The 1,859-nt window shown below is 70.6% G+C and carries 3 protein-coding genes and 2 pseudogenes; 4 read left to right on the top strand and 1 reads right to left on the bottom strand.

Annotation, left to right across the window (positions count from 1 at the left end):
* The 4 genes and pseudogenes from ENN83_RS07225 to ENN83_RS07210 all read left to right on the top strand — a co-directional run.
* A pseudogene (locus ENN83_RS07225) lies at positions 1–227 on the top strand (hypothetical protein); the annotation flags it as partial.
* Positions 227–355, top strand: a pseudogene (locus ENN83_RS07220) (ATP-binding cassette domain-containing protein); the annotation flags it as partial. The pseudogenes ENN83_RS07225 and ENN83_RS07220, both read left to right, overlap by 1 nt.
* The gene (locus ENN83_RS07215; protein WP_349760102.1) at positions 313–747 is read left to right on the top strand and encodes an ATP-binding cassette domain-containing protein; all 435 of its coding nucleotides are present in this window, start codon (positions 313–315) and stop codon (positions 745–747) included. The pseudogene ENN83_RS07220 and the gene ENN83_RS07215, both read left to right, overlap by 43 nt.
* 145 nt (positions 748–892) lie before the next feature.
* A complete protein-coding gene (locus ENN83_RS07210) occupies positions 893–1,648 on the top strand; it encodes a M48 family metallopeptidase (protein ID WP_287185581.1) in 756 nt (251 codons plus the stop codon).
* 23 nt (positions 1,649–1,671) lie between these two features.
* Here ENN83_RS07210 and ENN83_RS07205 read toward each other — a convergent pair.
* The coding region (locus ENN83_RS07205) for a DUF2478 domain-containing protein (protein ID WP_287185579.1) at positions 1,672–1,859 on the bottom strand (188 nt) is incomplete at its 5' end.

The raw sequence follows: 1,859 nt of genomic DNA, 5'->3' as shown, positions 1-1,859 counted from the left end.
CCGCGATGATGGGCTGGGTGCTGGTCGTGGTGGCGGTGCTGGTCGCGGTCGATCTGGCGCTGTTGCAGCCGCTTCAGCGCCGCATGGTCCATTGGCGCGACGATGGGCGGGGCGTGGGGGCATTACAGCGCCGCTGTGCCTTGAGAGTGTCGAGTTTGCCCATGACGATAAGCCGGTGCTGCGCCGGCTTGACCGGTCGCCGCGTGCGGGCACGATCACCGCGCTGATGGGGCCGTCAGGCTGCGGCAAGAGCACGCTGATCGCGCTGGCCGCTGGGCTGCTGAGCCCCGATGCGGGCCGGGTCCAGCGGCGCTGTGCCCGGCTGGGGATCGTGTTCCAGGACCCCGCGCTGTTGCCCTGGAAGACGGCGCTGGGCAATGTCGGTTTCGCGCTGCGCGGGCTTGGCCTTGGCCGGGCAGGGCGGCGCGCGCGCGGGCGACTCTGGAGGCGGTCGGGCTGGACCCCGGTGATGCGGGGAAATTCCCGCGCCAGCTTTCGGGGGGCATGCGTCAGCGCGTGGCGCTGGCGGTCGAGCCTGATCTGCTGCTGTGCGACGAACCCTTTGCGGCGCTTGATACCGAACCGCGCCGCGCCTTGTGGCAGCTCTTGCGGCAGATCCGTGAGCGCACCGGCCTGACAATGCTTGTCGCTACCCATGACCGGGACGAGGCGACGGCCGAGGCCGATTGTCTAGCCGTGATGGCCGAAGGCCGGATCGTGCCGTCGGGGCAGCCCGGAGCGGGATAAGGGATACCGGGCAGGATCGGCAAAAGGCTGCATCGCCGACGCGATCCCCACTGGACGATCCGGGGGGGCGGTGCCTATCTAGGGTGCATGCCGGGCGGGCCGCAGGCTGCACCCGCCGGCGCATGCATCCTGTGAGGATATCGCCTTGGCCTGTTGTTGTCTGACCCGTCGCCGCTTTCTTGCCACCACCGCCGCCGGATCGGTGCTGTCGCTTTCGGGCTGCGTCGGGGCGCCGCCCGCACTGGTGTCCTCGTCCCAGGTCGAGGCGATGGGGCTGCGCGCCTGGTCGGAACTGCGCGCGCAACAGCCGCTGTCGCGCGATACCGGGTTCCAGTCCTCGGCCCAACAGGTCTCGCGGCGGCTGCTGACCCATCTGGGCGAGCCGACAGGCGCGTGGGAGGTGCAGGTCTTTGCCTCGCCCGAAATCAACGCCTTTGCCCTGCCGGGGCGCAAGATCGGTGTCTACGAAGGCATGTTCCGCGTCGCCCGCACGCCCGACCAGCTTGCCGCCGTGATCGGTCACGAGATCGGGCATCTTATGGCCAAGCACCCCGAGGAACGCATCAGCGCCGAGGTCGCGACCGAAACCGGGCTGCGGCTTATCGGCGGGATGCTGGGCGCAAGAAATGTGGGCAATGCCGACATGATCACCGCCGCGCTGGGGCTGGGGGCGCAGGTCGGGCTGCTGTTGCCCTATTCGCGCAACCAGGAGCTTGAGGCCGACGAGTTCGGCGTCCGGGCGATGGTCGGCGCGGGCTACGAGGGGCGGCAGGCGATCACGCTCTGGCAGCAGATGGAACTGGCCGGTGGCGCGCGCGCGCCGGAATTTCTGGCAACCCATCCCGCACCGGCGGCCCGGATCGGGGCGATGGAACGCCTGCTTGCCACCCTTCCGGCCTGAGACCCCCGCGCCCCCCCCAGCGGTCAGGCGCGGACCGGCAGCGCCGCGCGGCACCAGTCCAGAAGGGCCTGCGGCGCGGGCGACAGGTTCTGTGCAAGCCCGCCGGTGAATGCCTCCCATGCGGGGGCGCAGTCGGGGCGCAGCGCGACCAGCACCGGGATACCGCAAGCGCAGGCACGCTCGATCACCGCGCGGAAGCCGCCGCCTTCGG

The organism is Rhodovulum sp., from assembly GCF_011048875.1.
Classification (GTDB): domain Bacteria; phylum Pseudomonadota; class Alphaproteobacteria; order Rhodobacterales; family Rhodobacteraceae; genus Rhodovulum; species Rhodovulum tesquicola.
Note: the sequence above shows the minus strand (reverse complement) of the source record. Positions and strands in the feature narration are given on the sequence as shown.